Origin of the sequence: Pseudoalteromonas aurantia (genome assembly GCF_005886875.1) — a bacterium.
Taxonomy (GTDB): Bacteria; Pseudomonadota; Gammaproteobacteria; order Enterobacterales; family Alteromonadaceae; genus Pseudoalteromonas; species Pseudoalteromonas aurantia_A.
The window spans coordinates 91,282-116,533 of record NZ_PNBY01000058.1; the positions used below are offsets into that span (position 1 = coordinate 91,282).

General features: G+C 40.5%; 19 protein-coding genes and 1 pseudogene. 5 read left to right on the forward strand and 15 right to left on the reverse strand.

The window, feature by feature from the left end; all coding sequences use genetic code 11:
• Positions 1 to 56 precede the first annotated feature (56 nt).
• Complete coding sequence (locus CWC18_RS12460; protein ID WP_138590246.1) at positions 57 to 428, reverse strand: hypothetical protein; 372 nt, start codon at positions 426 to 428, stop codon at positions 57 to 59.
• Positions 429 to 522: 94 nt separating this feature from the next.
• Here CWC18_RS12460 and CWC18_RS12465 point away from each other — a divergent pair, with 94 nt between their 5' ends.
• The 3 genes from CWC18_RS12465 (at position 523) to CWC18_RS12475 (ending at position 5,150) form a co-directional block, all read left to right on the forward strand.
• On the forward strand, positions 523 to 687 hold the full coding sequence (locus CWC18_RS12465; RefSeq protein ID WP_138675380.1) for an oxidoreductase-like domain-containing protein: 165 nt from the start codon (positions 523 to 525) through the stop codon (positions 685 to 687).
• Positions 688 to 940: 253 nt separating this feature from the next.
• A complete protein-coding gene (locus tag CWC18_RS12470; protein ID WP_138590244.1) occupies positions 941 to 3,586 on the forward strand; it encodes a TonB-dependent receptor plug domain-containing protein in 2,646 nt (881 codons plus the stop codon).
• 97 nt (positions 3,587 to 3,683) lie between these two features.
• Entirely contained in the window at positions 3,684 to 5,150 is a 1,467-nt protein-coding gene (locus tag CWC18_RS12475) for a tetratricopeptide repeat-containing sulfotransferase family protein (RefSeq protein ID WP_138590242.1), read from the forward strand.
• Here the strand turns inward: CWC18_RS12475 and CWC18_RS12480 are convergent.
• Positions 5,092 to 6,024 carry an alpha/beta fold hydrolase gene (locus tag CWC18_RS12480; RefSeq protein ID WP_138590240.1) on the reverse strand — a complete coding sequence of 311 codons (933 nt, stop codon included), beginning with the start codon at positions 6,022 to 6,024 and terminating at the stop codon, positions 5,092 to 5,094. The two genes, CWC18_RS12475 and CWC18_RS12480, sit on opposite strands and share 59 nt — an antisense overlap.
• A 135-nt stretch (positions 6,025 to 6,159) precedes the next feature.
• Here CWC18_RS12480 and rlmF point away from each other — a divergent pair, with 135 nt between their 5' ends.
• The gene (rlmF, locus tag CWC18_RS12485; protein WP_138675373.1) at positions 6,160 to 7,047 is read left to right on the forward strand and encodes a 23S rRNA (adenine(1618)-N(6))-methyltransferase RlmF; all 888 of its coding nucleotides are present in this window, start codon (positions 6,160 to 6,162) and stop codon (positions 7,045 to 7,047) included.
• 112 nt (positions 7,048 to 7,159) lie between these two features.
• On the opposite strand, the gene CWC18_RS12490 is transcribed toward rlmF, so the two are convergent.
• The 12 genes from CWC18_RS12490 to CWC18_RS12545 form a co-directional block, all read right to left on the reverse strand.
• Positions 7,160 to 8,560 (reverse strand): ATP-binding protein, encoded by a 1,401-nt coding sequence (locus CWC18_RS12490; RefSeq protein ID WP_138590236.1) that lies wholly within the window; start codon positions 8,558 to 8,560, stop codon positions 7,160 to 7,162.
• 57 nt (positions 8,561 to 8,617) lie between these two features.
• The gene (locus tag CWC18_RS12495) at positions 8,618 to 9,199 is read right to left on the reverse strand and encodes a thymidine kinase (protein ID WP_138590235.1); all 582 of its coding nucleotides are present in this window, start codon (positions 9,197 to 9,199) and stop codon (positions 8,618 to 8,620) included.
• 94 nt (positions 9,200 to 9,293) lie between these two features.
• The gene (locus CWC18_RS12500) at positions 9,294 to 10,073 is read right to left on the reverse strand and encodes an amino acid ABC transporter substrate-binding protein (protein WP_138590233.1); all 780 of its coding nucleotides are present in this window, start codon (positions 10,071 to 10,073) and stop codon (positions 9,294 to 9,296) included.
• 84 nt (positions 10,074 to 10,157) lie between these two features.
• Positions 10,158 to 11,522, reverse strand: a complete 1,365-nt coding sequence (locus tag CWC18_RS12505; RefSeq protein ID WP_138590231.1) for a DNA-3-methyladenine glycosylase 2 family protein — start codon at positions 11,520 to 11,522, stop codon at positions 10,158 to 10,160.
• 115 nt (positions 11,523 to 11,637) lie between these two features.
• Positions 11,638 to 12,246 (reverse strand): superoxide dismutase, encoded by a 609-nt coding sequence (locus CWC18_RS12510; protein WP_138590229.1) that lies wholly within the window; start codon positions 12,244 to 12,246, stop codon positions 11,638 to 11,640.
• Positions 12,247 to 12,267: 21 nt separating this feature from the next.
• Positions 12,268 to 12,774, reverse strand: coding sequence for a hypothetical protein (locus CWC18_RS12515; protein WP_138590227.1), 507 nt, complete (start codon positions 12,772 to 12,774; stop codon positions 12,268 to 12,270).
• 187 nt (positions 12,775 to 12,961) lie between these two features.
• Complete coding sequence (locus CWC18_RS12520) at positions 12,962 to 16,057, reverse strand: efflux RND transporter permease subunit (protein WP_138675375.1); 3,096 nt, start codon at positions 16,055 to 16,057, stop codon at positions 12,962 to 12,964.
• A gap of 10 nt (positions 16,058 to 16,067) precedes the next feature.
• Entirely contained in the window at positions 16,068 to 17,195 is a 1,128-nt protein-coding gene (locus CWC18_RS12525) for an efflux RND transporter periplasmic adaptor subunit (protein WP_138675376.1), read from the reverse strand.
• A gap of 52 nt (positions 17,196 to 17,247) precedes the next feature.
• On the reverse strand, positions 17,248 to 17,613 hold the full coding sequence (locus CWC18_RS12530) for a hypothetical protein (protein ID WP_138675377.1): 366 nt from the start codon (positions 17,611 to 17,613) through the stop codon (positions 17,248 to 17,250).
• Between the two features lie 324 nt (positions 17,614 to 17,937).
• Positions 17,938 to 18,132, reverse strand: a complete 195-nt coding sequence (locus CWC18_RS12535) for a bacterioferritin-associated ferredoxin (protein WP_138590219.1) — start codon at positions 18,130 to 18,132, stop codon at positions 17,938 to 17,940.
• Between the two features lie 254 nt (positions 18,133 to 18,386).
• The gene (locus tag CWC18_RS12540; RefSeq protein ID WP_138590217.1) at positions 18,387 to 21,155 is read right to left on the reverse strand and encodes a hybrid sensor histidine kinase/response regulator; all 2,769 of its coding nucleotides are present in this window, start codon (positions 21,153 to 21,155) and stop codon (positions 18,387 to 18,389) included.
• Positions 21,156 to 21,244: 89 nt separating this feature from the next.
• The gene (locus CWC18_RS12545) at positions 21,245 to 22,135 is read right to left on the reverse strand and encodes a cation diffusion facilitator family transporter (protein WP_138590215.1); all 891 of its coding nucleotides are present in this window, start codon (positions 22,133 to 22,135) and stop codon (positions 21,245 to 21,247) included.
• Positions 22,136 to 22,572: 437 nt separating this feature from the next.
• Here CWC18_RS12545 and CWC18_RS12550 point away from each other — a divergent pair.
• Positions 22,573 to 22,803: pseudogene (locus CWC18_RS12550) on the forward strand (response regulator); the annotation flags it as partial.
• Between the two features lie 176 nt (positions 22,804 to 22,979).
• Here CWC18_RS12550 and CWC18_RS12555 read toward each other — a convergent pair.
• Positions 22,980 to 24,812 carry a sensor domain-containing diguanylate cyclase gene (locus CWC18_RS12555; RefSeq protein ID WP_138675378.1) on the reverse strand — a complete coding sequence of 611 codons (1,833 nt, stop codon included), beginning with the start codon at positions 24,810 to 24,812 and terminating at the stop codon, positions 22,980 to 22,982.
• Positions 24,813 to 25,252: the final 440 nt, after the last annotated feature.

Consider the following 25,252-nt stretch of genomic DNA (forward strand, 5'->3'; position numbering starts at 1 on the left):
ATTCTCTATCTGGTAAATTCTAGGTTTAGAATACCAATTTACACCTTCAAGGTCACTTATTTACGGTTTTGATTTGACTTGTTATTAATAGAAAAAGAGCTAGGCAATACGTCAACCCCAACCCATTGTCCTAATTTTACGATTAATGGGATAGTAATTGGTGCAAACGGCAAAAGTGCAAACACACCGAGTCCAAGGCCTTTACAAATATCGACCAACTGCTTGTTCGCCACTTTTAATTCAGCCTTTTTACCCTCTCCCATTGTGTAGCGTTTATAAATGCTCAGCATCTCTTTTGTCTCTTGCTTTTCTTGAGCTAAAGCCACTTTTAATGCAAGCATAGAACGCCGTAAGCGAACTTGTTGTTTTCGCTTCGAGATCCTCGCCACTCGCAACGGAGCCTTGTGAACAACTTTGATAAGGCGCATTATCACCAATAGTTTAGTATGTATATTGAGAACAGTGTAGCAAAATATGCGAGTATGTTACTATGCGATTTTAGTCTTTATTGTTGCTATGTTTATGTCCCAAACAAATCATGAAAATATCAATCAAATTCCACCGGAACCAAAAAAACCAGAGTCAGACGATTGTTGCGGTGGCGGGAGTTGCTGCCCCTGTGTATGGGATACCTATAGACAAGCACGTAAAATATGGTTGAAAACCATATCTAATGCCCCAAAATGAATAATACGGCGATTTTCGCACCATCTAATTCCGATTAAAAAACCACCCAAGAGTTTAAAAAAACAGCCAAAAACCCTTATTTATTACAAAAACTTATCAAATAGTTTGCCTTTGGTAAAAACACTGCTAAGTTTGGAATAATGCAAATTATGTTTGCATCTTAAGTTAATGGTATGTATATACTCAAAAGCGCAAATAATAACTCTGAGCGTTCTTTAACTTATGACAACAATAAATCAACTGGGGAAACAGGATGAAATTACAAATAAATAAGGTAAGCCGTGCTATCACGTATGCGCTTGCGTCTACAGCTTCAATGGGCATGTTAACTACCTCGGCATTTGCCGCAGGTGAGGATGAAGCTAAAGAAAAAAATATTGAAAAGATTGCGGTAGTCGGTTCACGAGCTGCCCCCAGATCCGTTGGCGACTCACCAGTACCAATAGATATCATCGGCGGAGATGAATTAGCAAAAGGGGGTGGTGATGATATGCTTGAGCTACTTAAAGGCTCAGTGCCTTCGCTTAACGTGCACCAAAACCCGATTAGTGATGCAGCATCACTCGTTCGACCAGCAAACTTACGTGGTTTACCCGCAGATAGCACGTTAATTTTGTTAAATGGTAAACGTCGTCACCGCTCATCTGTTATTGCGTTTTTAGGCGGTGGTATTAACGATGGTGCCCAAGGGCCTGATATTTCAACTATCCCGAGCATTGCTTTAAAGCAAGTAGAAGTGCTTCGTGATGGCGCAGCAGCACAATATGGCTCTGACGCAATTGCGGGAGTTATCAACTTTGTCTTAAAAGATGCCGACGAAGGCGGTAGTTTTTCAGTGAAAAAGGGCCAATTTTTCGAGGGTGACGGTGATACCACAACCTATGAAGGTAATGTCGGTTTACCTTTTTCTGATAATGGTTTCGCAAATTTAAGCTTTCAATATAAAGAAGCCGATGCGACGAGCCGCAGTGTGCAACGACCCGATGCACAAGCGTTTACTGACGCAGGATTAGAAGGTGTTAGAAACCCAGCTCAGGTATGGGGTGCGCCAGAAATTAACGATGATATTTCGCTATTTGGTAATGTCGGCCTAGAGCTATCAAATAACGATGAATTTTATATGTTTGGTAACTACTCAGAACGTGACGTTAAAGGCGGTTTTTATTACCGTAACCCAACAACACGACCAGGTGTATATGGCGGTGTCATTAGAAACGTTAATGGGACGCCAATGCGCCGCGATCCAAATGACGTAGAGCAACAAAAACTATGGGATGCTGCCAACCCAACTATTTTAGTCGGCTCGCTAGATGGGTATGAGCAACAATTAGACTGCCCTGTTGTTGAAATAGGTGCTAATGGGCTTCCTGACCAAGCTGGATTAGATTCACTAACAGCGGCCAATTGTTTTGCATTTAATCAGGTACTGCCAGCAGGCTTTACTCCATTCTTTGGTGGTAATATCACAGATACGTCGTTCACTGTGGGTACCAAAGGTGAAATTGATGAAGGCTATTTTGAAGGTGCTTACTTTGATATAAGTGGCTCTGTCGGTCGCAATGAATCACGGTATTTCATCACCAACACAGTGAATGCATCGCTTGGTCCTGATAGCCCACAAGATTTTAGCCCGGGTAAATATATTCAATTAGAAAAGAACTTTAACGCGGATATATCAAAAGGTTATGATTTTGATTTGGCCTATGATGTTAACATTGCAGCGGGTTTAGAGTGGCACGAAGAATCATTCGAAGTTATTGCTGGTGATGAAGCATCATTTATTCCAGGTCCACTAACTCAACAAGGCTTTGGTATCGGTTCTAATGGTTTCCCAGGTTTTCAACCATCAGCTGCAGGTGTATTTACACGTCGTAACTATGGTGCCTACTTAGACGTTGAAACACCATTTACAGATGAGTTTTTAATGGGGTGGGCTTTACGCTTTGAAGACTATGACTCATTTGGTTCTACCACAAACTATAAAGTAACTGCTCAGTATCAAGCAACTGATGACTTGTCGTTCCGAGGATCAATCAGCACTGGCTTTAGAGCACCCACAGTAGGTCAAGCAAACGTCAGTAATGTGCAAACAAACTTAAGTAGCGGTGTACTAGTTGATTCGGCACTTCTTCCTCCTACAAACCCAATCGCAGTTCAAAAAGGAGGAACTGAGCTACAACCTGAAGAGTCTGAAAGTTATACATTAGGTGCGGTCTATCAGTCTGGTGATTTATTCTTAACCATTGATTACTACAACATTGAAGTCACAGATCGTATTAGTCAATCTGAAAAAATAGAGCTATCACTGGCTGATAAGGAAACACTTAAAGCCGCGGGAGTTCCAAATGTTGATGGGTTAGCACAAGTGAGTTTCTTTACAAATGACTTTGATACTACGACCCAAGGTGTTGACGTTGTTGCTAACTACTCGATGGACTTATTAGATGGGTATTCGACTTTCGCGTTTGCATACAACTGGAATGAAACAACTGTAGATAAATCTTCTGACATCACAGGGGTATTTAAAGTTAAACGCTTAGAAGAAGACTTACCTAAACATCGCTCATCATTTACTTGGTCTTCTCAATGGGAAACAATTTCATCGTTTGTTCGTGCCAATTACTTTGGTGAGTACCAAGGCGTTCACGTAGATTATGATGCAACTGCAAAGACAGCAGATGCGTCTGTAACCATTGATGCAGAGGTAACTTACTTCGCAACTGATTCAATTAGTATCAGTGTGGGTGCCAACAACCTATTTGATCAAGAACCTGAAAAGTTAGACTTTTTCAATAAGACTCAAATACCAAACAACAACTGGGGTGGTAAATATTATGAAACATCACCATATGGAATTAATGGTGGTTTTTACTACGTAAAAGCAACATATACGTTCTAAAAAAACTGTCACCCAGCAGTAAAGGCGAAATGGCATTGGCTATTTCGCCTTTTTATTTTTATTATCTATCCATTGACTCTATCTTCATACAAATCACATGTTACTACTAAAAAGAGCCAACGAACTATTGGCCGACGATAAATTACGCGAAGCCGAGTTTATGTTTAAGGCCGTGTTGAAAGAAAACAATAAAAATGGCCCTGCCCTTTTTGGCCTTGGCCGGATCTGTATGCGCCTTGAAGAATATGACAGTGCAATCTATTACTTAAAAAGAGCCTGTGAATTCTTACCAAAAATGCTCGACCCATTATTCGCGCTTGCCGATGCATTTATTGAGGCCGGTTCGCCAGTTGACGCTAAAACAGTATTAGAATACACCTTAACCGTTGCTAGACACAACGCGCAAGCACATTATGAATTAGGTCAATTCTATTTAGATCATGGCTTTATTGATAATGCCAAACGGACTTTTGAAAAAGGCATCATGTGCCCAAAAGGTGCTGTAACCGCATTCATGCTGTATGAATTAGTGCAAATTGTACCAAAAACAGAGTTAGAAGGATATTTAACCCCGCTACATGAGTTGTTAAATGAATATAATAATAAACGCCTCAAGGTGGTCGTTTATTATGCGCTTGCCAAATGCTGCCATCGTTTAGCGGACTATAACCAAGCATTTGATTACTTTAAATTAGCCAATAGCACACAGCTAGAATATTGTGATTTTAAAACAGAATATATGCAGCCTTTTTTCTCAAGTATCAAAGCGCGCTGCAATACGGATTTCTTTGCGACCCCACAAGACACAGTAAATACTACATTTGTACCTACATTCATTCTTGGACTACCTCGAACAGGCTCTACCTTGCTCGAGCAAATGCTCCTTCAACATACAAACATCGGTAGCATGGGCGAAAGTACTGTGATCAGTGATAAACTAGTCCCCTTTTTAACGCATCGTTCAGAGTCTCCATTCCCTAATTGTTTACATAACCTAACGACCTCGGTGCTCGACCATTGTCGTTCATTGTACATCGACGAAATTAAAAAACTGCGTGTGGGTGAGCAAGCCGTTATCAATAAGCTCCCTGCTAATTTTCAAAATATAGGTTTAATATACAAGTTATTTCCAGATGCACGTATTATACATTTAACCCGCAACTTTCACGCTACAGCTTGGTCTGTATTTAGCAATCACTTTGCTGAAAATGAGCCTTACTTTTGTTCTCTTACGGAATTCCAGGCTTATGCACAGTTCCATGACGATACTATGTCGCATTTCAAAGCAATGATACCGCGAAATATATATAGTATAAGCTACGAAGATTTACTGGATGAACCCGCCCTTGAGATCCGTAAAGTATTAAACTTCATGTATCAAGAGTTTCAGCCTGAATGCTTAGAGTTTCATAAAGCCCGCCACAAAGTAAATACATTGAGTAAGGCCCAAGTCAGACAACCGTTAAACCAAGCACCACGCTCTAACTGGCGTCACTACGAAAAGCTTATGTCAACGATGCTTCCGGCTGATCATAACGCTCAAACCACGACAACAGATCCTTAAACTGATCATCACACGCACATTTATGCGTTAACATATCAATATGGCCATAATCATGTTTATGTCCATATTGACGCCCGTACACCGACAGTTGCTGGACACCACACCCAGACTCATCTATAAATTTTTGAATATCTATGGGTTGTGCCAGCGCTTTATCTTTCACGCCAGCAACATGTAAAGTAGGCGGCAATGCTTTACCCAGCAACTCTTGCGCATAATCAAACCCGTCATCACTGTCTATCCAAGGCGCTCTTTTTGCCCATTGTGCACTTTGCTTGTGAGACTTTCTCGTTTCATTATCACTCCCCCACTTCAATGTCTTAGCCGGCAAATAACCATGTTTTTTAGTGTAGAAATGAGCCAGTCCAAACCACAATAAATTGGCCTGAAAATATTTACTAACATGATGGTTATATAAACTGCGTTTAGAGCCAAAATACACACATGACGCCACTTTATTCACCGTTTCAGGAAAACGGGCAAAATAACTATTCATGAGTACGCCACCCCAAGAATGAGCAACCCAATACTTAGGGAAGTCACCGTGGTGATGTTCAATAAAATTCAACATAGCGGGCAAGTCTTCAATAATTGATTCACTTTGGCCATACTCAGAACTTGATGATATTGCAGGTAAGCTTTCGCCCCGCCCTCGTAAATCAGCCACATAACAATGAAAGCCATGAGAGGCTAAAAATGGCGCAAGCCCTTTATTTTTTACTGAATAAAAAATCTTGCCATTTTCAACTGCACCATGCATGAAAAAAACACTCGGGCCTTTTGCACCTTCTTGATAAATATGGCGTAAGTGCAAAGTTTGTTTATCGAGCAACTGAGTATGCAAAGAGTTTTGTTTAATCACTTTTTTATTCATTGTTATTGTATAGAACTACCTCATCGTACCAGTTGTTTTTTATTACAGCAACAAGATGCCAATCTCTAATTCAATACTAGTCGAGCAGACGATGAGTTCGCTATAATAGAGGCAACTTTACTAGTCTGAACTTTTATGCACCCACGAAATAAACATAAGCACGGTTATAATTTTGAGTCTTTGGTTGTCGCACTGCCATCATTATCTAAATTCACCACAGTGACACCAAGAGGTGGCACTAGCATTGATTTTTCAAATAAAGTAGCGGTAAAAACGCTCAATAAAGCGCTGCTAAAACACCATTACAATATTGAACACTGGGACATTGCCGATGAATTTTTATGCCCACCAGTTCCCGGCCGAGCAGATTACATTCACGCAATTGCTGATCTATTAGCAGATGATTTAGATATAAAGACTACCAAGATCACAGGGCTAGATATTGGTACGGGCGCTAATGTCATTTACCCTTTATTAGGATGTGCGGAATACAAATGGCAATTTATTGGTACTGATGTTAATTTAAAAGCCGTGAAAAGTGCACAAACAATTTGCTCTGCTAATAATTTAAACGTAAAACTTCGCCATCAGGTCGAGCCACGCTCTACTTTTAAGCATATTATTTCTGCTACCGACACCCTCAGTTTTAGCATGTGCAACCCACCATTTCATAGCAGTGAGCAGGCAGCACAAGCGGGTACAGCACGAAAGTGGAAAAACCTAAAAAAAGTCCCCCCTAAAACCCTTAACTTTGGTGGTCATGCGCCTGAACTCTGGTGCGAGGGTGGTGAATTGCGCTTCATCAAAAATATGATTGCTGAGAGCAAATTATACTCGCAGCAGTGTGGCTGGTTTACCTCTTTAGTCTCAAATAAAGATAACTTACAGCCACTTAAAAAAGCGTTAAACAAGGTAACTCCTTTAGAGGTTAAAGTAATTAAAATGGCCCAAGGCCAAAAGCAAAGTCGTTTCTTAGCATGGTCATTCATGACGCAAGCACAGCGCCAAGCTTTACACAAATAGTAGCGTTTACAGCGTATCATTATTACTTAAATGATACGCTGTAGACACACAAGCTCATCAAGCCTTGACGTAGTGATGTATCCTCGCTCGCGCTAATCAGTAGCAATCGACTTTACCAAAATGGAAACATAACAGTGAAGGTGCTCCCAAAGTCAACTTTGCTGTCAACATGAATGGTGCCATTATGACTTTTTACAATGGAATTGGCGATGGTCAAACCAAGTCCTGTCGCGGAGCCTATCGGCTTAGACGTATAAAATGGATCAAATATCTGATGGATACTATCTTCGGAAATTCCACAACCCCAATCGGTGATAGCCACCTCTAAGCAGCGCTCTTTACGTTTTGCGGATATTTCAACACGATGATTCATGCTACACTGTGATTCTAGTGCATTTTTGACTATACAACTTAAAGCTTGACTTAGCAGATCCGGGGCGGCGTTAAACGCATCGTCACAGTTGATGTGCATTCTGAATGATGCTGATAACTCAATGTTTAGTTCACCAAGCACGGTATGTAATATCTCATCAATATAATTTCCAGATGTAACCTGCTGGCTTGAGTTAGTGAAAACATTTAAGTCTTTTACAATGTTTGCGATTCGAGTTAACCCTTGTTTCGTTTCGTTCACTAAGTCTTGGCTTTCACCTTCGATCCAAAGTAAGTCAAATTGACCTTCAATGTCACTCATAAGTGCGGTCAGTTCCTGGTGCTCTTGTGTGGCCAACCGCAACTTTGACCATGCGCTATATAACTTATCAAAATATTCAGAAATAAACTCGTTATTACTACTTATCGCACTTAACGGATTATTAATTTCATGGGCGATCCCAGCCGCTAACTGACCGACAGACGCTAACTTTTCTTGTTGCACTAGTACCTGCTGCTGCGCATCAATCTTTTGTTGCGCAATCAGTAGCGCAGCATTACGCTGTTCTAATTCATTTGTTCTTATCGCGACACACTCTTCAAGCTCCTCATTAAATGAAGCTAACTTTTCTGCCATATTTGCTAATTTAACCAAGTGTTCGTATGAACGTAACGAAGCGGTTATCACGGTATACAAACGCTCTTTGGTCAATTCAGTTTTGTTTTTATAGTCATTAATATCATACTTGAGCATTAGCTCATGCTCTGGAATTGAACCTGGTTGGCCTGTTCTGAGTACAATTCTCACCGACTCATTACAAAGCGTTTGTCTGATTTCTTGAGCACATTCTAACCCAGCCTCATTAGTCTCCATAATGACATCAAGTAGTACTAAGGCAATGTCTGGGGAGTCTTGTAATATGGTAAGCGCTTCAGATTTACTGTAAGCGTGTAATAGTTTAAGAGCACGTTGCTCAAATTGATAACCTCTTAAAACCAGCGTAGACAACTGATGAATAGACTCATCATCATCTACAACTAAGACTAACCATGGGGCTAATTTTGTTTCAAGCGCTGATTGAGATTTATGTTGTTTAGGCTCACTCCTGAACAACGCCAGTGGTTCATTTTTATTCGTCATAATAGCTCAAGAAGTTTTACCTCTAAGCTTGGGCTCTACAGCGTTATTTTTCAAGTTTTAAAATTGATTTAACGCCATTTTATAATGGGTCCGGCATACTGAGACATACCGATCGTTTCCGCCAATTTCAACTTGCGCACCATCTGCAATAGCTTGTCCATGTTCATCAGTGCGCAACACCCGATTCGCTTTACGCCCGCAGTGACAAATGGTTTTTAACTCGATCAATTTGTCAGCCCAAGCTAACAAGTATTGAGAGCCTTCAAATAGCTCACTTCTAAAATCAGTCCTGAGTCCATAACACAAAACGGGTATCTCCAGTTTATCAACCACATCGGTTAACTCATCTACTTGCTGTTTAGTTAAAAACTGGCATTCATCAACTAAAATGCAATCGAGTTTGGCCTGCTCATGATGACTTTTAATGAGCTTATGTAAATCCGTATCGTTGGCATAAACATGTGCATCAGCTTGCAACCCAATTCTTGACGCAACTTTACCTACTTGTTCACGGTTATCAATTGCTGCAGTCAATATGAACGGGTTCATGCCACGTTCACGATAATTAAACGCAGATTGCAATAGAGTTGTCGATTTACCAGCATTCATTGCTGAATAATAAAAATAGAGTTGAGCCATACCAAACCGTTACTGATGATAGAAATGAGCTGTAGTCTACCCAACCTCTGTGCAATTTTCTATGATGACATGACGACTCATTAAAACAGCGTGCTTATTCCAAAGCATCTTCATCCATTTCAAGGTAATCCATATAAAACTCAGCGACGGGTATTGTGGCTAAAAGCGACCAAACTGTTTCAATTTCATTCTGATGCTCGGCAAAAAATTCTTTTGAAAAAGTTAAAAAGCCATAACTCATATCGAATGGTGGGTAAACTGACACAAGCTCCTTTGAATAGGGGTACGCACGCACTTTCTCTCCGTTGATCAAACACAACCCTATTGTGCCATCAACCACATCTTTCATTACCAATTCATAAGATTGCGTTTGGGAATTGGTACGTACTATCGCAAAGCGTTTTGCATCTAGACTCGAGGCTGCTGAATATCCCGTTGGAATTGCTAACGAGAAAGTCTTGTCTTGTTGCTCCATATGTTGATAAAAAATCTGCTTTCCTACCAAACAGCGACCAAACCGACTGATAGCCATAGCTGGGTTAATAGTAGAGTCGGATTTAATTGGGTACTGCATAAATTCTGTTCGCTCTGGCCTATAACTGGCGATCACAGCATGTACTTTATTCTTTTTCAATTCATGTAAGCATCGTTGCCAAGGCTTACGTACATATTTAATGGTTATTTCTGGCAGTCCCACATCCACGTGCCGAAGAATTTCAATTGCAGCACCGGGTTTGTTTCGTGGAATGCCTTGTCCGTTCCCCATATATGCCGGCGACAACTCTTTATCTTCATAGCAAAAAGTCACCTCAACAGCAAAAGACAGTGATGAACTCACACTAACAATGGCATAAACCAAACTACGTAATAACAAAATCAGGCCCAAAAAATCACTCTTCATAACAGTATAATCAAGTGAGTCAATTTTGCTGCCCTAAACGCACTGCGAACTTTATAATTAAAGAGTACTCCACAATTGAAATGTAAGATAACTTCGAAAAGGGGCACATTTTTCTGTATCTAGATGACCAACCTGTGCAAACGCTTTCTTAACACCCAGATCACCACCCAAATAAACATCAGGGTTGCTTTGGCCTCTCATTTTCGCGTAGTCAACTGTCCAAGGGCCAATGCCTTTTATTGACAGCCAAGCGCTTAAATCATCGTTTTCACTTTGCGATAAGCAGAAACTCGCTAAACTCTTTAGTGCCGACTTTCGTGATGCTGGCATTTTAAAAAAGTCAAAATCACAAGTATGCAATGTGGCTGGATTTGGGAAGAGGATATCACCAAGCTTCCCCTCTTCTCCCTTATTATCAACTAGTTTACACAACAAGTTCCTAGCCGCCTTTACACTTACCTGCTGACCTAAAACTGCCCTTATTCCAGCTTCAAATGGGTCCCAAATACCAGGTAAACGCAGCCCCTCCACTAACACAACATCTTCCGGTAAGTATTGGCTAATGTGTTGGTTAATAAATTCGGGGTCGGCATCTAAATCTAATACTCGACGAATGTTAGCGACAACTAAATGTAAACCACGTATATCATTAATTGTAATTTCGACCTTAAAACCATGGCGTTGTGCATCAAAATATGCGGTAAACGCACCGCTATAACCTGATAAAGAAAAGCTCCTTCCATAACTTGTCTGTGTGAGCCACTCTATAGGTTCGATTAAGCGCACGCTTAAAAACTGATGAAATGCTTTCCAATTATAAGGAGGTCGAAACGCCATAAAGAGGCTGATCGGAGCATCAAATACATCACGTTCTTTACGAAACTGGCTAGGACTCAATGACAACAGCCTTCCAAAAGCATCATTAAAGCGGCGTAATGAATTAAAACCACTGGCAAATGCAATTTGAGACACAGGCAAGCGGGTTTGCTGCAGTAATTGCTTCGCTAAGTCACACTGCTTATACAAGTCATATTGCTTAGGACTTGTGCCATAGTATTTTTTAAATAGGGCGTTCAAGTAACGCTGAGATATCCCAAGCCTATCAGCTAGCTGTCCAACAGACATGCTGCTTAATGCGCCTTCATCTATTAACTTTTTCGCTCTGACGGCCGTTGTTTCGACGCCTAACCAGGCATAACTGCCTGGGGCAGAGTCTGGCCTGCACCGAATACATGGCCTAAAGCCAGCATCAGCTGCATGATACGCATGCTCGTAATAGGTTACATTTTTTTCATGGGCAGCGGGGGCTGGACAGATCGGGCGGCAATAAATACCCGTACTTTTGACGGCAACAAAAAAGAGCCCATCAAACCGATGATCTCTACTTTTTCGTGCTTGCTGACATACTTCTGGAGAATACATAAACCACCCATTTCAATACAGATACCGAGTATAGTAACGTATATTTTTTGTATTGGGTGGCCGGAAATGGTACTGAATATAAATACCCAGAACCACTTATTCATTATCTAACTGATCACAATGCGCCTAAAAAGCGACGTTCTACGTCTTCCCAATTTACAACATTATAAAATGCTGCAATATATTCAGGGCGACGGTTTTGATATTTTAAATAGTAAGCATGTTCCCATACATCTAAACCAAGTATCGGCGTGTGCATATCCATAAATGGGCTGTCTTGATTTAAGCTGCTAGTCACTTGTAGTTGCTTATTTTCATCAACAACAAGCCACGCCCAACCACTCCCAAAGCGACTGACTGCTGCCGCAGTGAATTGCGCTTTAAATTCGTCAAAACCACCAAATTTCTCATCGATTGCAGTCGCTAACTTACCCGCTTGCAATGTGCCCCCTGTTGGGCTCATTACTTCCCAAAACAAGCTGTGGTTATTATGACCGCCAACGTGCTCTTGCACTGCTTTTTGTAATGATTCTGGGAGTGTCTTTATATTATTTAAAAGCCACTGAGTAGGTTTATCTGCAAACTCAGACCCTTCAAGTGCTGCATTTGCTTTATTGATATATGTTTGATGATGCAACGTATGGTGAATTTCCATCGTTTTTGCATCAATGTGTGGCTCTAATGCATCGTAAGCGTATGGCAGTGCCGGTAGAGTAAAAGCCATGATTATTCCTCGTTTTTTGTACTAATGTAAAGTAACTGAACGTTCAATGTGTATGTTAATGCTACTATTAACTTGCACGATCAGCTCTGGAAAGTGGGGATGGTGACTTGCAAAATGTAGTAATTCTTGCCTCGTTTTATTCACATGATGGTGAGCAATACGAGCAATATCTTCATCAGGGTGTTGCCTCAACTTTGAAACTAACTCATGGGCATCACACAACTTGTGACACGCCGGAGTTGCTTGCCCCATTGCTAAATAACAATCAGCTAAATTATGCGCTGCAACAACAACCGCAGGGCAACAGTGCTCAATAGCACTTAAAACATTATGATCAACATGTGCTTTACAAAATTGCTCTAACAAATGTGTTGCGAGCGTCCAAGCAGCCATGTATTTGTCTCTTGCCTCTAAAAATGCGCCCCGTTCATAGGCATGATTTCCTGCCAATATATTACTTTGCCAGGGGCTCAGTGCTAAATCTACATAATCGTTAGGGTACTTTTTAAGTTGCTCAGTCAATGACATAAATTCAAATCCAATAACAAGGCCATTTGTAAACCAGCGGCCGTAATTTAAGTACGTAACACAGCGCGAAATACAAAATGGGTATGAGGTATAGGGAATATACACCGCACAAACGTTATTGCAAATGATTTTTATTTATATTGTGATTAATAAACGCATAACAAAAAGCTTGCTATGCGTTCTAGAGTTACTTATGAGCTCGAAAATATAAGTTTGGTAAAATATAGAGGGTTAATATCGTTGCCGAGAAAATGCCGCCAATAATGACTGTTGCAAGTGGTTTTTGAATTTCAGCACCTGTGGTGGTAATGAACAAGATGGGCAATAGCCCCAATATCGACGTAATTGCGGTCATTAATACTGGAGTAAAACGAGACTTCGCACCTTCTACTATTGCCTTGGTTAATACATATTCACTGCGTTGACGGTTTATGCTGTCAACCAAGACCACCCCATTTAACACCGCGACTCCAAACAAAGTAATAAACCCGATCGCACTCGCTACAGACAGATGAAGCCCTGACCAATAGAGTGCAATCACGCCACCAATCAATGACAATGGAATAGCACACGCAACAATCAACGTTTGCCTGAGTGAGTCAAATTCCAAATATAGCAGTAATAGAACGCCCATAAGCGCCATCGGAATAACCAACATGAGCTTAGCGTTTGCGCGTTGCTGGCTTTCAAATTGCCCACCAATAGTCACGCTATATCCCGGTGGCAGTGTCATCGCATCCAATTTATTTTGTATATCCTCAACCACCCCGCCCATATCTCTGCCAGCAACATTTGCTTGAATCACAATACGCCTTTGTACATCATCTCTCCTAATTTGAGCGGGACCTTGCTGATAATTTATATTGGCCACTTGTGACAAAGTTAGCCATGCACCCGTCGGCGATAACAGCTTAATACGACCGATTGCTTCAGGGCTCCTTCGCTCATCTGCCTGCAAGCGCACTTGAATATCATATCGTTCATTTGAGACGATGATCTGCCCAGCTGACGCCCCCCCAATACCTTGGGATATAACATTCATAACATCTTTAACTGCTAAACCATAGCGAGATAATATTGCACGTTTAGGCGTAATAATAAGCTGCAATTCTCCGCCTAATTGCTCAGCGGATACATCAACTGCCCCTTCTACATCTTTTACAGCTTCGGCTATTCTCTGCGCATGTTCACTCAACCCCTCTAGTTCAGGCCCACTTAACTTAATTGATAGCTGAGCTTTAACCCCTGATAACAACTCGTCGACTCTCGTCGCAATGGGTTGAGAAAATGTCAGTAAAATTCCCGGGAAAATAGCTAATTTATCAAACATGGCTTTTTCTAACTCTTGACGTGTTCGACCACTTTGCCATGTATGTCTTGGTTTCAGCCCAATGTAAATTTCAATATTATTTACTGGCTCAGGATCACCTCCCAACTCAGGGCGGCCCACTCGGCTGAGCGTATACGTCACTTCAGGAAACGTCATGAGTTGTTGTTCAATTTTAGGCGTTAACGCCAAAGAAGTGTCTAAACTCGCAGATGGAGCAAGTGTGACGCGTAAATTCAGCGTTCCCTCTTCCAAGGTGGGCACAAACTCACTGCCAAGCTGCTTAAATGAGTACACTGCGGCGATGCTTGTACTGAGAATAAATAAGAACATGACCCCTAAGTGATTTAAACTCCAAATCAAGCTTAATTCATACGCTCTAACCAATTTCCGTAACCATTTTGGTTCACTGTTTGGTTGTGACGTTTTGAGTAAAAAAGTCGCTAATGCTGGCAGTAAAAACAACGCTACCAACAATGCAGCAATGAGTGCAAAGATAATACTCATTGCCATAGGCTCAAACAGCTTAGCTTCAACGCCCTCAAAACTAAATAATGGTAAAAACACCGTTATAATAATGCTCGTTGCAAATAATATAGGCTTAGCGACTTGCTGAGCCCCCAACTTAAGACGCTGTATATCATTTCCTTTTCCTTGTTTAGCTTGATGAAATAAACGCTCAACCATTACAACAGAGCCATCAACCAGTAACCCAATTGCCACAGCCAGCCCACCTAACGACATTAAGTTGGCGAAGATCCCAAATACATTAAGCATCATCAAAGCCACAGCAATTGAAATTGGGATAGCCAGTAGCACCAAAACTGTGACCGTTATATCAAGCATAAAAAGCCATAACACGAAGAAGATCATAACAAACGCACTTAGTAATGCTTGAGTAATGGTCATAACAGCAGCATTAACTAAATTAGACTGATTATAGATAGGCTCTACAGTGACACCGTCAGGCAACGCTTTATTTATCAATGGTATAATCGTACTCACACTCGCAATCGTAGCGGAAGTATTTGCGCCCATTCTTTTCAAAATGATACCGCTGATCACTTCTCCGTGCTGCGTCACAATACCCTCTTCGCTTTTTGAAGACAGTGTGACGGCCCCTTGACGAATTTCAGGGCCCATTGTCACAGTAGCAAGATCGGCAATTGTAACCACCGTACCATTTTGTACCTTTACTGCCACATTGGCGATCTCCGCGAGGCCTTCCTGGTCACTTTTAAACCACCCACTGCCTCTGATACTCACTTGTTCTGCACTTCTAGGAAGATACCACCCACCAGCATTTTGATTATTGTCAGACAGTGCTTCCATCACTTGCGACTGAGCAATCCCGTAGGCAAGTAACTTCTCTGTGTCTAATAAGACTTGATATTGTTTAACTTGCCCACCGAATGACAATACGTCGGTAACACCATCGACTGGCATCAATAAGCGTTTTACCAACCAATCATTCAAGCTACGCAACGTCATTAAATCAACCTCTGCTCCTGGGCTAGTTTTCAACACATACTGGAATACTTGCCCCAATCCAGACGTGTTAGGCCCTATTTGAGGTGTACCAATATCACGTGGTATGAGGCTTTTCGCTTCTTGTAACCGCTCAAACACTAACTGCCGAGCAAAATATATGTCTACACCTTCTTTAAAAACCACAGTGATCCCGCTGAGCCCCGTTTTAGAGATTGAGCGAACTTGTTCTACATCAGGCAATGCGTACATCAGCGATTCAATCGGATATGTAATGAGTTTTTCCACCTCCTCTGCACCTAAGCCTGGCGCTTGCGTATTTACGGCGACTTGAATATTGGTCACATCCGGAAATGCATCAAGACTAAGTTTAGATGCTTGCATCACGCTCAATATCGTCGCGGTTAAAAAGGCAGCCAATACCAACACTCTGTGCTCAATAGCCATGCCTATCAATCGATTAAACATAGGGTACCCCTCAGTGGTTGTGGACATCAAAGCTAGATTTCTTAGCCTGAGCATTTAGGAAGAACACACCTTGCGTGACAATTTTTTCACCAATACGTATCCCAGTTATGGCTACCTTGTCACCATAATCCATGTTTACACCCACTTCTTTAGCGAAAAAATGGTTTGGCTTTGACTCAATAAATACTTGCCAATCACCGTCTGAATTTTGACTTACTGCATCCTTAGGTATGAGTAGCTGCGGCTTTGTACTGGTGACGGCAAATTCAGACATAACGAACATGCCAGTATGAAGATCATGACTGGGGTTATCTACAACCAATTGCACAATAGCGGTGCGTGTTATCGGGTCAATACTATGCCCAGTTTGCAATAACTGCGCAGTAAAGGTTTTATCTTCTAGTTTAATACGAATAGAAGCATTCTTTAATATTGTTAAATCTGTGTTTTGTGGAAATCGAGCTGCTACCCATACTTGCTCTTCATTACTCACTTTCGCTATCACATCTCCTGAAAAAAACCGGCGTCCTATGGTCAACTCTTCAGCTAAAATACTGCCGCCAATCTGCGCATAGACACTATATAGACCGAGTAGGTGTGGCGCCTTCAGTCGGGTTTTTTCGATGTCTTTTTCACTAAACCCATACTCCCTTAACTGACTGGCGGCAGCCTGACGTTCGGCTTTACCCAACAGAAACTCTTTATCGCTCACCGCCTCTCCTTGTAACAAGGTGACTCGTTGCCATTCATCTTCAGCTAAGCGATAACGGATCTGTGCTTTTGCGACTTCATAACTGTATAACGTTGCGAGCTTCTGTTGTGGGGCAACCTCCTCACCTAAACTCACGTAGCGAGACTTTACTTGTGATGCGACAGCAACACTCACCAATTCAGTAGTAAAATCATTACTCACAACTTCAGCGGGCGCCATCAGTAACGTTTTTCCTTTGCTTAACGCTAAAGCTTGACTCTCAATACCCGCTGTTAACTGTTGCGCGGGAGTCAGTTCAATCTCGGGGTTTGGCTCGTGCTTATGCTCACTTTCTTGGGCTTTTAAAGAAAGCGGCAGTAATAATAAAAAACAGACGCAAAGAGCGCCTATCATGGACATAGTGTCCATATAGCTTACACTTTTCATATTTTTTAACTCTTAGTAATTATTAAAATAAACGTTTGGAGGTGTTTAATTACTAAGCAATAGGAGGGCGTAACAGTACTGTATGCTGTGCATTGATGAATGCTGTCGTACTTTGATAGTTAAGTACAGACTGAAAACCAATGTTAAATGTTAAGATTTCGAGCCATAATATATGGCTTATATGGCAGACGTGACAATCTGCTTCGTCTGCAGCTTCTGAAAGTTGGCTACTTAAATTGTCATGCTGAAGTGTGTGGCGCTCATGATCGTTAGAAGCTGTGCAATGCGCCTCTAAGGTTTGTGCAGCACTCAGTAAATGGGTCGTTAAATGGAAGGCATCATTATTATTTTCAACATCAAAACTGTCCAGCAGAGGCTGACATAGTAAAATGATGATTAAAAAGAATGATTTCTGCACAAAATAATCAATGAATTAAATATTTGCACACCATAACGAACTCCATGACTGAACTCAAGAAATTAATTTACCGAAGCAATAACCGTAACACAATACATGTTGACTAAAGTGCAGGCGTATACATACTCTGATCATGTTGTATTTAGTATGTTGCTTTATGAGAGGAGAATATTATATTGGCAAGTTTTATTTTAGCACCAAGCGCACAAAATAGGTGCACTGATAAAACAAAGGTGAAATACGTAAACACTCAGCGCTTCTCGTCAAACGCCCACTAAAAAAGGGCCTAAAACCCTTTTCAAAAATCACCTATTACAATAAATTTTAAGCAACTTGCTCAGTGACATTAACAATGTCTATAAGCTGTTCATTCAGTATTTTTTTGGTGCAATTTGTGCATTTACCACACTGTGTGCCAACACCTAATTCTCTACTGAGCTCACGCATGCTATTTGCCCCACCTTCAATGGTTTGAACTATTTTTTTGTCTGTGACGCCGTGGCATATGCAGATATACATGAATGAAAACCAATCTCAATAACATTAATCATTTTTAACTCTAATCTAAATAAAAATACTTATCAACCGCACGAATGTAAAAAATGAGAATTATTGCTAATATCATCACATAAAGGCTTAAATCAATACAAATATTTAACTCTATTTATGTATTTATTACCAATCTTACAGTGTCAGTGGAGCATCGAGGGCACGATTAAAGTATGACTAAACGAGCTTTTACGCATCATAAACATCGCAGATGTGAAAGGTTTTTAGCTATTATGCCAGTGAGAAATAGCTTTAAATAAGAGCTGTTCATCAATGGGTTTTGCAACGAAATCATCCATACCAAATTGCAGACACTTTAACCTGTCTTCATTATAGGCATTAGCAGTAATCGCTATAATATAAGGGGTTCCATATTTATTTGGCGCATGTTTGATCTGGTGAGTACACTCAAACCCGTCCATATTGGGCATCTGGCAATCCATTAAAACTAACGTGGTTGGGTGCTTTTCTAAGTGAGATAACGCGTCTAGTCCATCACCTGCTTTTGATAAATTACAGCCCGTTTTACCCAGTATCTTCGATGCAACAATCTGATTAACCATATTATCTTCAACAAGCAGCACGTCAATGCCACTCAGATCTGGCACTACATTCAAAGTAGTTGTCGATTTATCAGCACTTGTGGGCGTCGCGGGCAGCACAATGGTAAAGGTACTTCCCTTTCCCACTTTACTTTCTAGTGAAAGAGTCCCCGCCATTGCTTCTACCAAACGCTTTGTGATCGTCAACCCAAGCCCTGTTCCGCCATACTTTCTTGTTGTTGACACATCAGCCTGAGTAAACTCCTGAAAAAGTAATTCCTGCTGAGCATTTGATATCCCGATCCCAGTGTCTATAACTTGTACCTCAATATGTTCATTGTTAAATTTAACAATGAGGCTGACGGTGCCTTGCTCGGTAAATTTACCCGCGTTACTGAGCAAGTTATTAACAACCTGCGTTGCCCGTAATGAATCAATTAGCACATACTCGGGTAGCTTAGCATCAATCTGATATTCAAAAGACACCCCATTTTTAAGGCCTGTTTGTCTGAATACAGCGGCCAAGCTATCAAACATTCTAAAGGAATCTGTGGGATGTAAATCCAACGACAGTGCACCCGCTTCAATTTTTGAGTAATCAAGAATGTCATTCAGAATAAGCAATAAATTACGCGCAGACGTTTGAATAATCGCTAATTGGCGAGCTGACTCATCATCATTTTCAAGCTGCTCTTTTAAAAGTCCAGTTAAGCCTATGATCCCATTGAGTGGGGTACGTATTTCATGGCTCATATTCGCCAAAAACTGGCTTTTTGCCTTACTTGCATTATTTGCTGCGGCAACGGCTGCTATCAACTCTTGTGTTTTTTCATCTACCTGCTGCTCTAGCTTCGCGTTAAAGTCCGTCAATTGTCTATTAAGCGCCTCATTTTCACCACTGGCCATCTGCAATTTTGAAAAATTCATAGTAAGCTTAAAAGCTAGCTGATTAAACTGTTGTTGTAAGGCAATAACTTCTAAACAACTTGTTTCAGAATGAAATGAGTCTTCTATCAACTTATCGGGTTCAAAACGGTGAATATCATCGCTCAACGCGGCTATCGGTTTAACTAACATGCGTGTAAGTTGACTAACAAAAATACTACTTAACACAATGATAAATATTGCCAATAACAAAGACTGCCCCCATGCAGCCGCCGCCGCTAAGTTGACATACTTACGTTCAAGCATCGTTACAACCGTCCAATTCAACGCTTTTGATTTAAATGCTTGTCGGTAAAATACTTGGCCGTGCTGCGTCGTAAATAGTTGTTGTTCATTGGACAGCCAATCGTCAAAAACCTCTTTCGGTATCATATCCAGTGTATTGAAATCGCTCTTCAATGAGCTGTAAACCACCTGATGACGCGCATCAAGCACAATCAATTCACCTCTTTGCGACAACAGTTTAGGAATAAACTGCTCAAGGGATTCAAATATCAACGATGCCTCTACGATCCCTTTAAATTGTTCATCAATAAAAATAGGAGCCGAAATACCCACAATAGGATTGTCACCAAGCCCCCGCCCTTTAAAGATATGAGAAACATATCCATCAGGGTAAAATGGCGCTTGTATAAAGTAATCACGTTCGGCAATAGAGGGCATATCGCCAATCAAGCTTTCTTTCAAGGCTTGCGGGTAATAATGCGACACATAGGCTTGTTCATCTGAAACGATGGCTGTGCGCAAGCCCGAATGCATCGAGACCAAACGCTCTAGCGCAAAACTTTTATCAATACCATGAGCGATCCCTTTTGCCGTCATTGAGATTGCTCGAACATAGCTTTGTAAATAGTCTTCAATTTGTTGGTTGATTGTCTCTGAAGTCTCATCTAGTTGAGCTTGTACTTCAAATTCAATACGGCTGTAGTGATTGTTTGTCAGCACAATCGACGTGATAAGTACCACTAATACAACCAATAAGCTTATTGTGTAATTTAAAATGGCGTAGAGTGGTTGAGCACGCCATAGCGCCCTCACTAAAAAAAAGCTGAGTAAATCTATCACCGCTAAATAAAGCGTGGCGTTAATAAAATACTTAGCTAAGGCGGTGAAAATGACTAATAAGGGTAAGTTCAGAACGTAAAAGCCAAATACAAAAAGTAGAGGCAAGCCAACAATGAACCAGAAGCCTATTCCACGAATGAAAAAAGGCTTTTGAGGGCGAACACACAAAAACTGAAGCCACAGTATTTCTAGCAAGAACACCGCAGATGGCCAGCTATGGCCCCAACGATAAAAAATAAAACTGCCCGTAATACACGCGGCTAATATTGCGTATTTCCAGCCAAATAAGACCAAACAACTTAAAACAAAAAGTTGGCCAAAAAGAAACTCAGAACTATCCAAGAACCAAAATGGTAACAAATTAACAAACCCACCGATCATTGCGAGTATCACAGTGAACAAAACAGGTTTATATTTATTATTCAATCCGAACAATGGCATGTCCTTTAGCTTAAGTCTCTTAAAGGTAAAAGAAAAAAGCTATTTTGCCAAGTTCTAAACCGCAACAATCAGGTTTAATTTAACGACACCTAATGATCAGGGCAATCATGGCTCTCAATTTGTAAAACACAACTTGAAATATCAAATGTTTGCTTGAGTAGCGCCTCAACTTGCGCTCGACACGACTCATCATGTTTATCTATCGTGCAATGATGCTTTAATACGATATGTGCGCCAACAGCCAACTTACCGTCCAGTTCACTAATAGCCACATTGTGTACACTTTCTACATGCTCTGTACTTAATATTTTCGTCTCAATATGCTGTATTTTTGGCAGTTTAGGGGAAGAGAAGAACAGTCCAATCACACAGCTACGGATCACTTTTACCCCAGTAAACAGCACAAACAGTGAAATAAGCATACTAGAAATTATGTCTATCACTTCATAGCCTGTTACATAAATCAGTATACCTGCGATAAAGGTCGATACCGTTGATAGCAAATCAAAAAATGAGTGCAAAAATACCGCATAAACGTTAATACTGTCTTTTCTGCCTTTATACAATACCCATGCTGATGCGCCATGAAATAAAAACCCTATCGCTGAAATTACAGACATTAAGTACGTATTTACTTCAAAATCATGTCCCCGACTATGATCTATAAAGCGGTCTGAACCTTCAAATAAGATCACCAATGAAATAATTAAATACAGCAAGCCATTAATTAAGCCACCAACATACTCTGTTTTTTTATATCCATCGTGAAATGTCTTAGCTAAATGGATTGCCAATGTCGATGCAACAAGCGCAATAAATAAACTACTGTTATGAACAAACAAATGCCCTGCATCTGCTGCAACAGCTAAAGAATTAGAAAAATAGGCACCAATTAATTGGATCACCATAAAGGTACAGGTAATTGCCAAAGCAATTAACAAGCGAGCACGAGAGGCACGGTGTGTTGTTATGTCCGTCATTAAAGAAGCTGGAAACCTTAAACTTGTGAAATGCTACCGCAAGGGTAATGATATACAATCGCAATTGTAGCGTGAATTTCATTTTGACGCATTAAAAACCTCACGCCATACACACATTCCATATTTTTTGGGTACAACCTAAAGACCGCATTTTCGTGAGCATGCTATCAAAAAAAAGAACTTTGAATACTTTTGAAATCACTATTGCTTTGCACCATATCCTTAGCGTAGTCAGAGAGTTCATAGTAATAATGGCTTAGTTCTGAGTCAGCAAACCACGGTATGATTACCCCTCTGTGCTGACTGTTTTTGTTGGAAGAAGATAGCCCTTTTAACCAAGAATTAATGACAAAGCAGCTACTAAACTGGGCTATGCTTGCGATTTTATCCGAAATGGCGAGTCTAGTCTGAGTCAATGGTAAGAAAAGTCATACACATTAATTTTAACTGACTGCCAAATTCGAGAAATGGATGGCCATGAAATGACTGAACCGCTCCGTCAAAAAGAACAATATTTAGGCAAATCGCCCATCTCAACCATTGCCGTCACTGGAGCTGCGATGAAAGACAACAGAGATTATTGCTTATCAAAAAGCATGTCAGACTATATAAGTAAGCCCATTACATTAGACAAATTTAAAACGGTGAACGGAAGATGGTATGCATAGCAAATAATTAAGTGCTCTAAAAACCATTAACCAACAAGTCATATTGGTACCAAACTATGTGCTTATCATTTGCAAACGCTAAAACATGCCTTTTTGGTGCAAAACAAAGTAAAATGTAAACAACATATTTATTACCTCAGTAATGAGTTAAAATAGGTATATTTGTCAGCACCTGGTTAATTTATATGCCTAATAGCCCTCATTTCACTGGCTGTGACGATTTGGTTTCTACCATTATATTTGGCCGTGTATAACGCCTTATCGGCCAACTCAAGCTGAATGAGAGGCATATTACTATCCGGTTGATGCCCTGCCACACCAATACTCACGGTTAGCTCTATGGCCCCAGCATTAGTGAGCATAGGCTGTGCCGCAATACTAACACGTATTTTCTCAGCGATTACCGCGCCATCATGCTCTTGCGCATACGGCAACACAATGCAAAACTCCTCGCCTCCATAGCGAGCGACCAAATCACCAACGCGTGTTATTTCACCAGATATGCGCGATGCGACTAATTTCAAACATGCATCGCCCACTTGATGTCCATACTCATCGTTCACCTTTTTAAAAAAGTCGACATCGATCATTAACACGCAAATAGGATAATTAAACCTCATCGCTCTGGCATACTCTACATCTAAAAATTCATCTAGCTTGCGTCGGTTTGCAACGCCGGTGAGTGCGTCTGTAATTGCCGACTGCATAAGTTTAATATTCGCCTCTTCCAGCTCTGCTGTGCGCTGATTGACCTGTTGTTCTAATGTTTCCTTTGCATTGGCTAAATGTTTCATCAACGAGTCTTTTAGCTGTAACTTTTCTTTTCGTTCAATTTGCAGACTTTTTGCAATCGCAAATGACAAACATAATATTTCAAAGCTAATACCAAACATCAATGCATGCTCAGTAAACCAATTAAATGGCACTAAACTGATCTTCGTTGCCACTAACACTAAACCACCAAACAAAGCGCCCCCCCACGCCACACTATAGAATTTGGCAACCTCCAATCCATCTTTAACACGCACGTATCCAACCACTAGCCCGAGCACACAACATGCCAAACTAAAATAAATAGAAGGTGCTAATAGCATTTCATACGGCAGAGTCAGTGAAACCGCCCACATCAAAGCAACTGACGATACAAAGTATCGTAAAGCCAGATTAAAGCGTGGATAAGCTTGCGCAATATTAAGCAAACTTTTACTGAAAATAATACCAAAAAAAACAATCACATAAAGGATAAAAATACTAGATTGGCCATTCCACCAAGTGCTATTTGGCCAGAAGTATTGAAAACTCAGACCCGATAAGTTACACAATAATAACGTCATGCTACTGATGTAACCCAGATAATACCAATAGACTCGCTTTCGTGTAATAATTGCACAAGAACACACATAAACGAACAGCAACGCCATCAATCCAAAGTACGCCCCTAAAATCAATGTATTCACCTGATTTCTTTCCGTAAAATCAGAGGCTTTCCATAATTTCACAGGAAATATCATCACGCTTGAGGTTTTTAACCGGGCGTAAAACTGTATATTTTCGTTAGGCGTAGCGGTAAACGGAATTAAAAAAAATCGATGCTTTATTGGCCGGCTACCAAAAGGTTTTAAATCGCCTAATTGATAACTAAATAATTGGCCTTGATGCTCTATATAGACTTCTAAGTCGTCTAATAAAGGGTAACTCACTTCAAAAATAACGCTTTGTTTTTGAGACCCATGTAACGAAAATGAATGCCTAAACCAATAAACTTTGTCAGTGATCCCTAAATTTAAATTGTCTTTTGAGTGGGGCTGCCATTTCACTTGCTTTGACGTTGCTACATAGTCAAATGTTGCAACTTCTGAAGTAACGGTATAAGAAAAGCTGCGACTTAATCCTGCACCGCCATTAGATAGATCATATTTGGGCTGTCCCGCATTAACATAAGTACTAAACACCGCTAGTGCAAACATAAAGCAGAATAAACATGGAGTTTTTTTTACAACATTCATCATATGAATAACTCAAAACCCAGTATAGAAAAAGACCTAACCTCACCGCTACCACTATTGCAATAGCATCAATTAAATGTATGTTAAATCCTCTAGGTTTACAAATTAATTTCAAACACACAGAAAAAAGTTGTACTTTAAAAAGCGCAAACATTATCAACCCTACATCACGTAAAGTAGTAACCGTTGCATAAGCAAATACATTTATATAAATTCACTGTGACTATAAACAGGATATACCTTAAAAATGAATGCCATAACCCGCAATTTGTATCAACACCGACTATTAACCGTTACTGACTAAATGCATGAAAATAGGCACATAGTTCTCGATGTAAATAACCTCAGATTTGGATAAGGGTTTTGGAATAGAAATGTTTTGAAAACAAACTTACGTACAATCTAATGATGATATTTTGCTCAAAATCAAGGCACTTTTATGC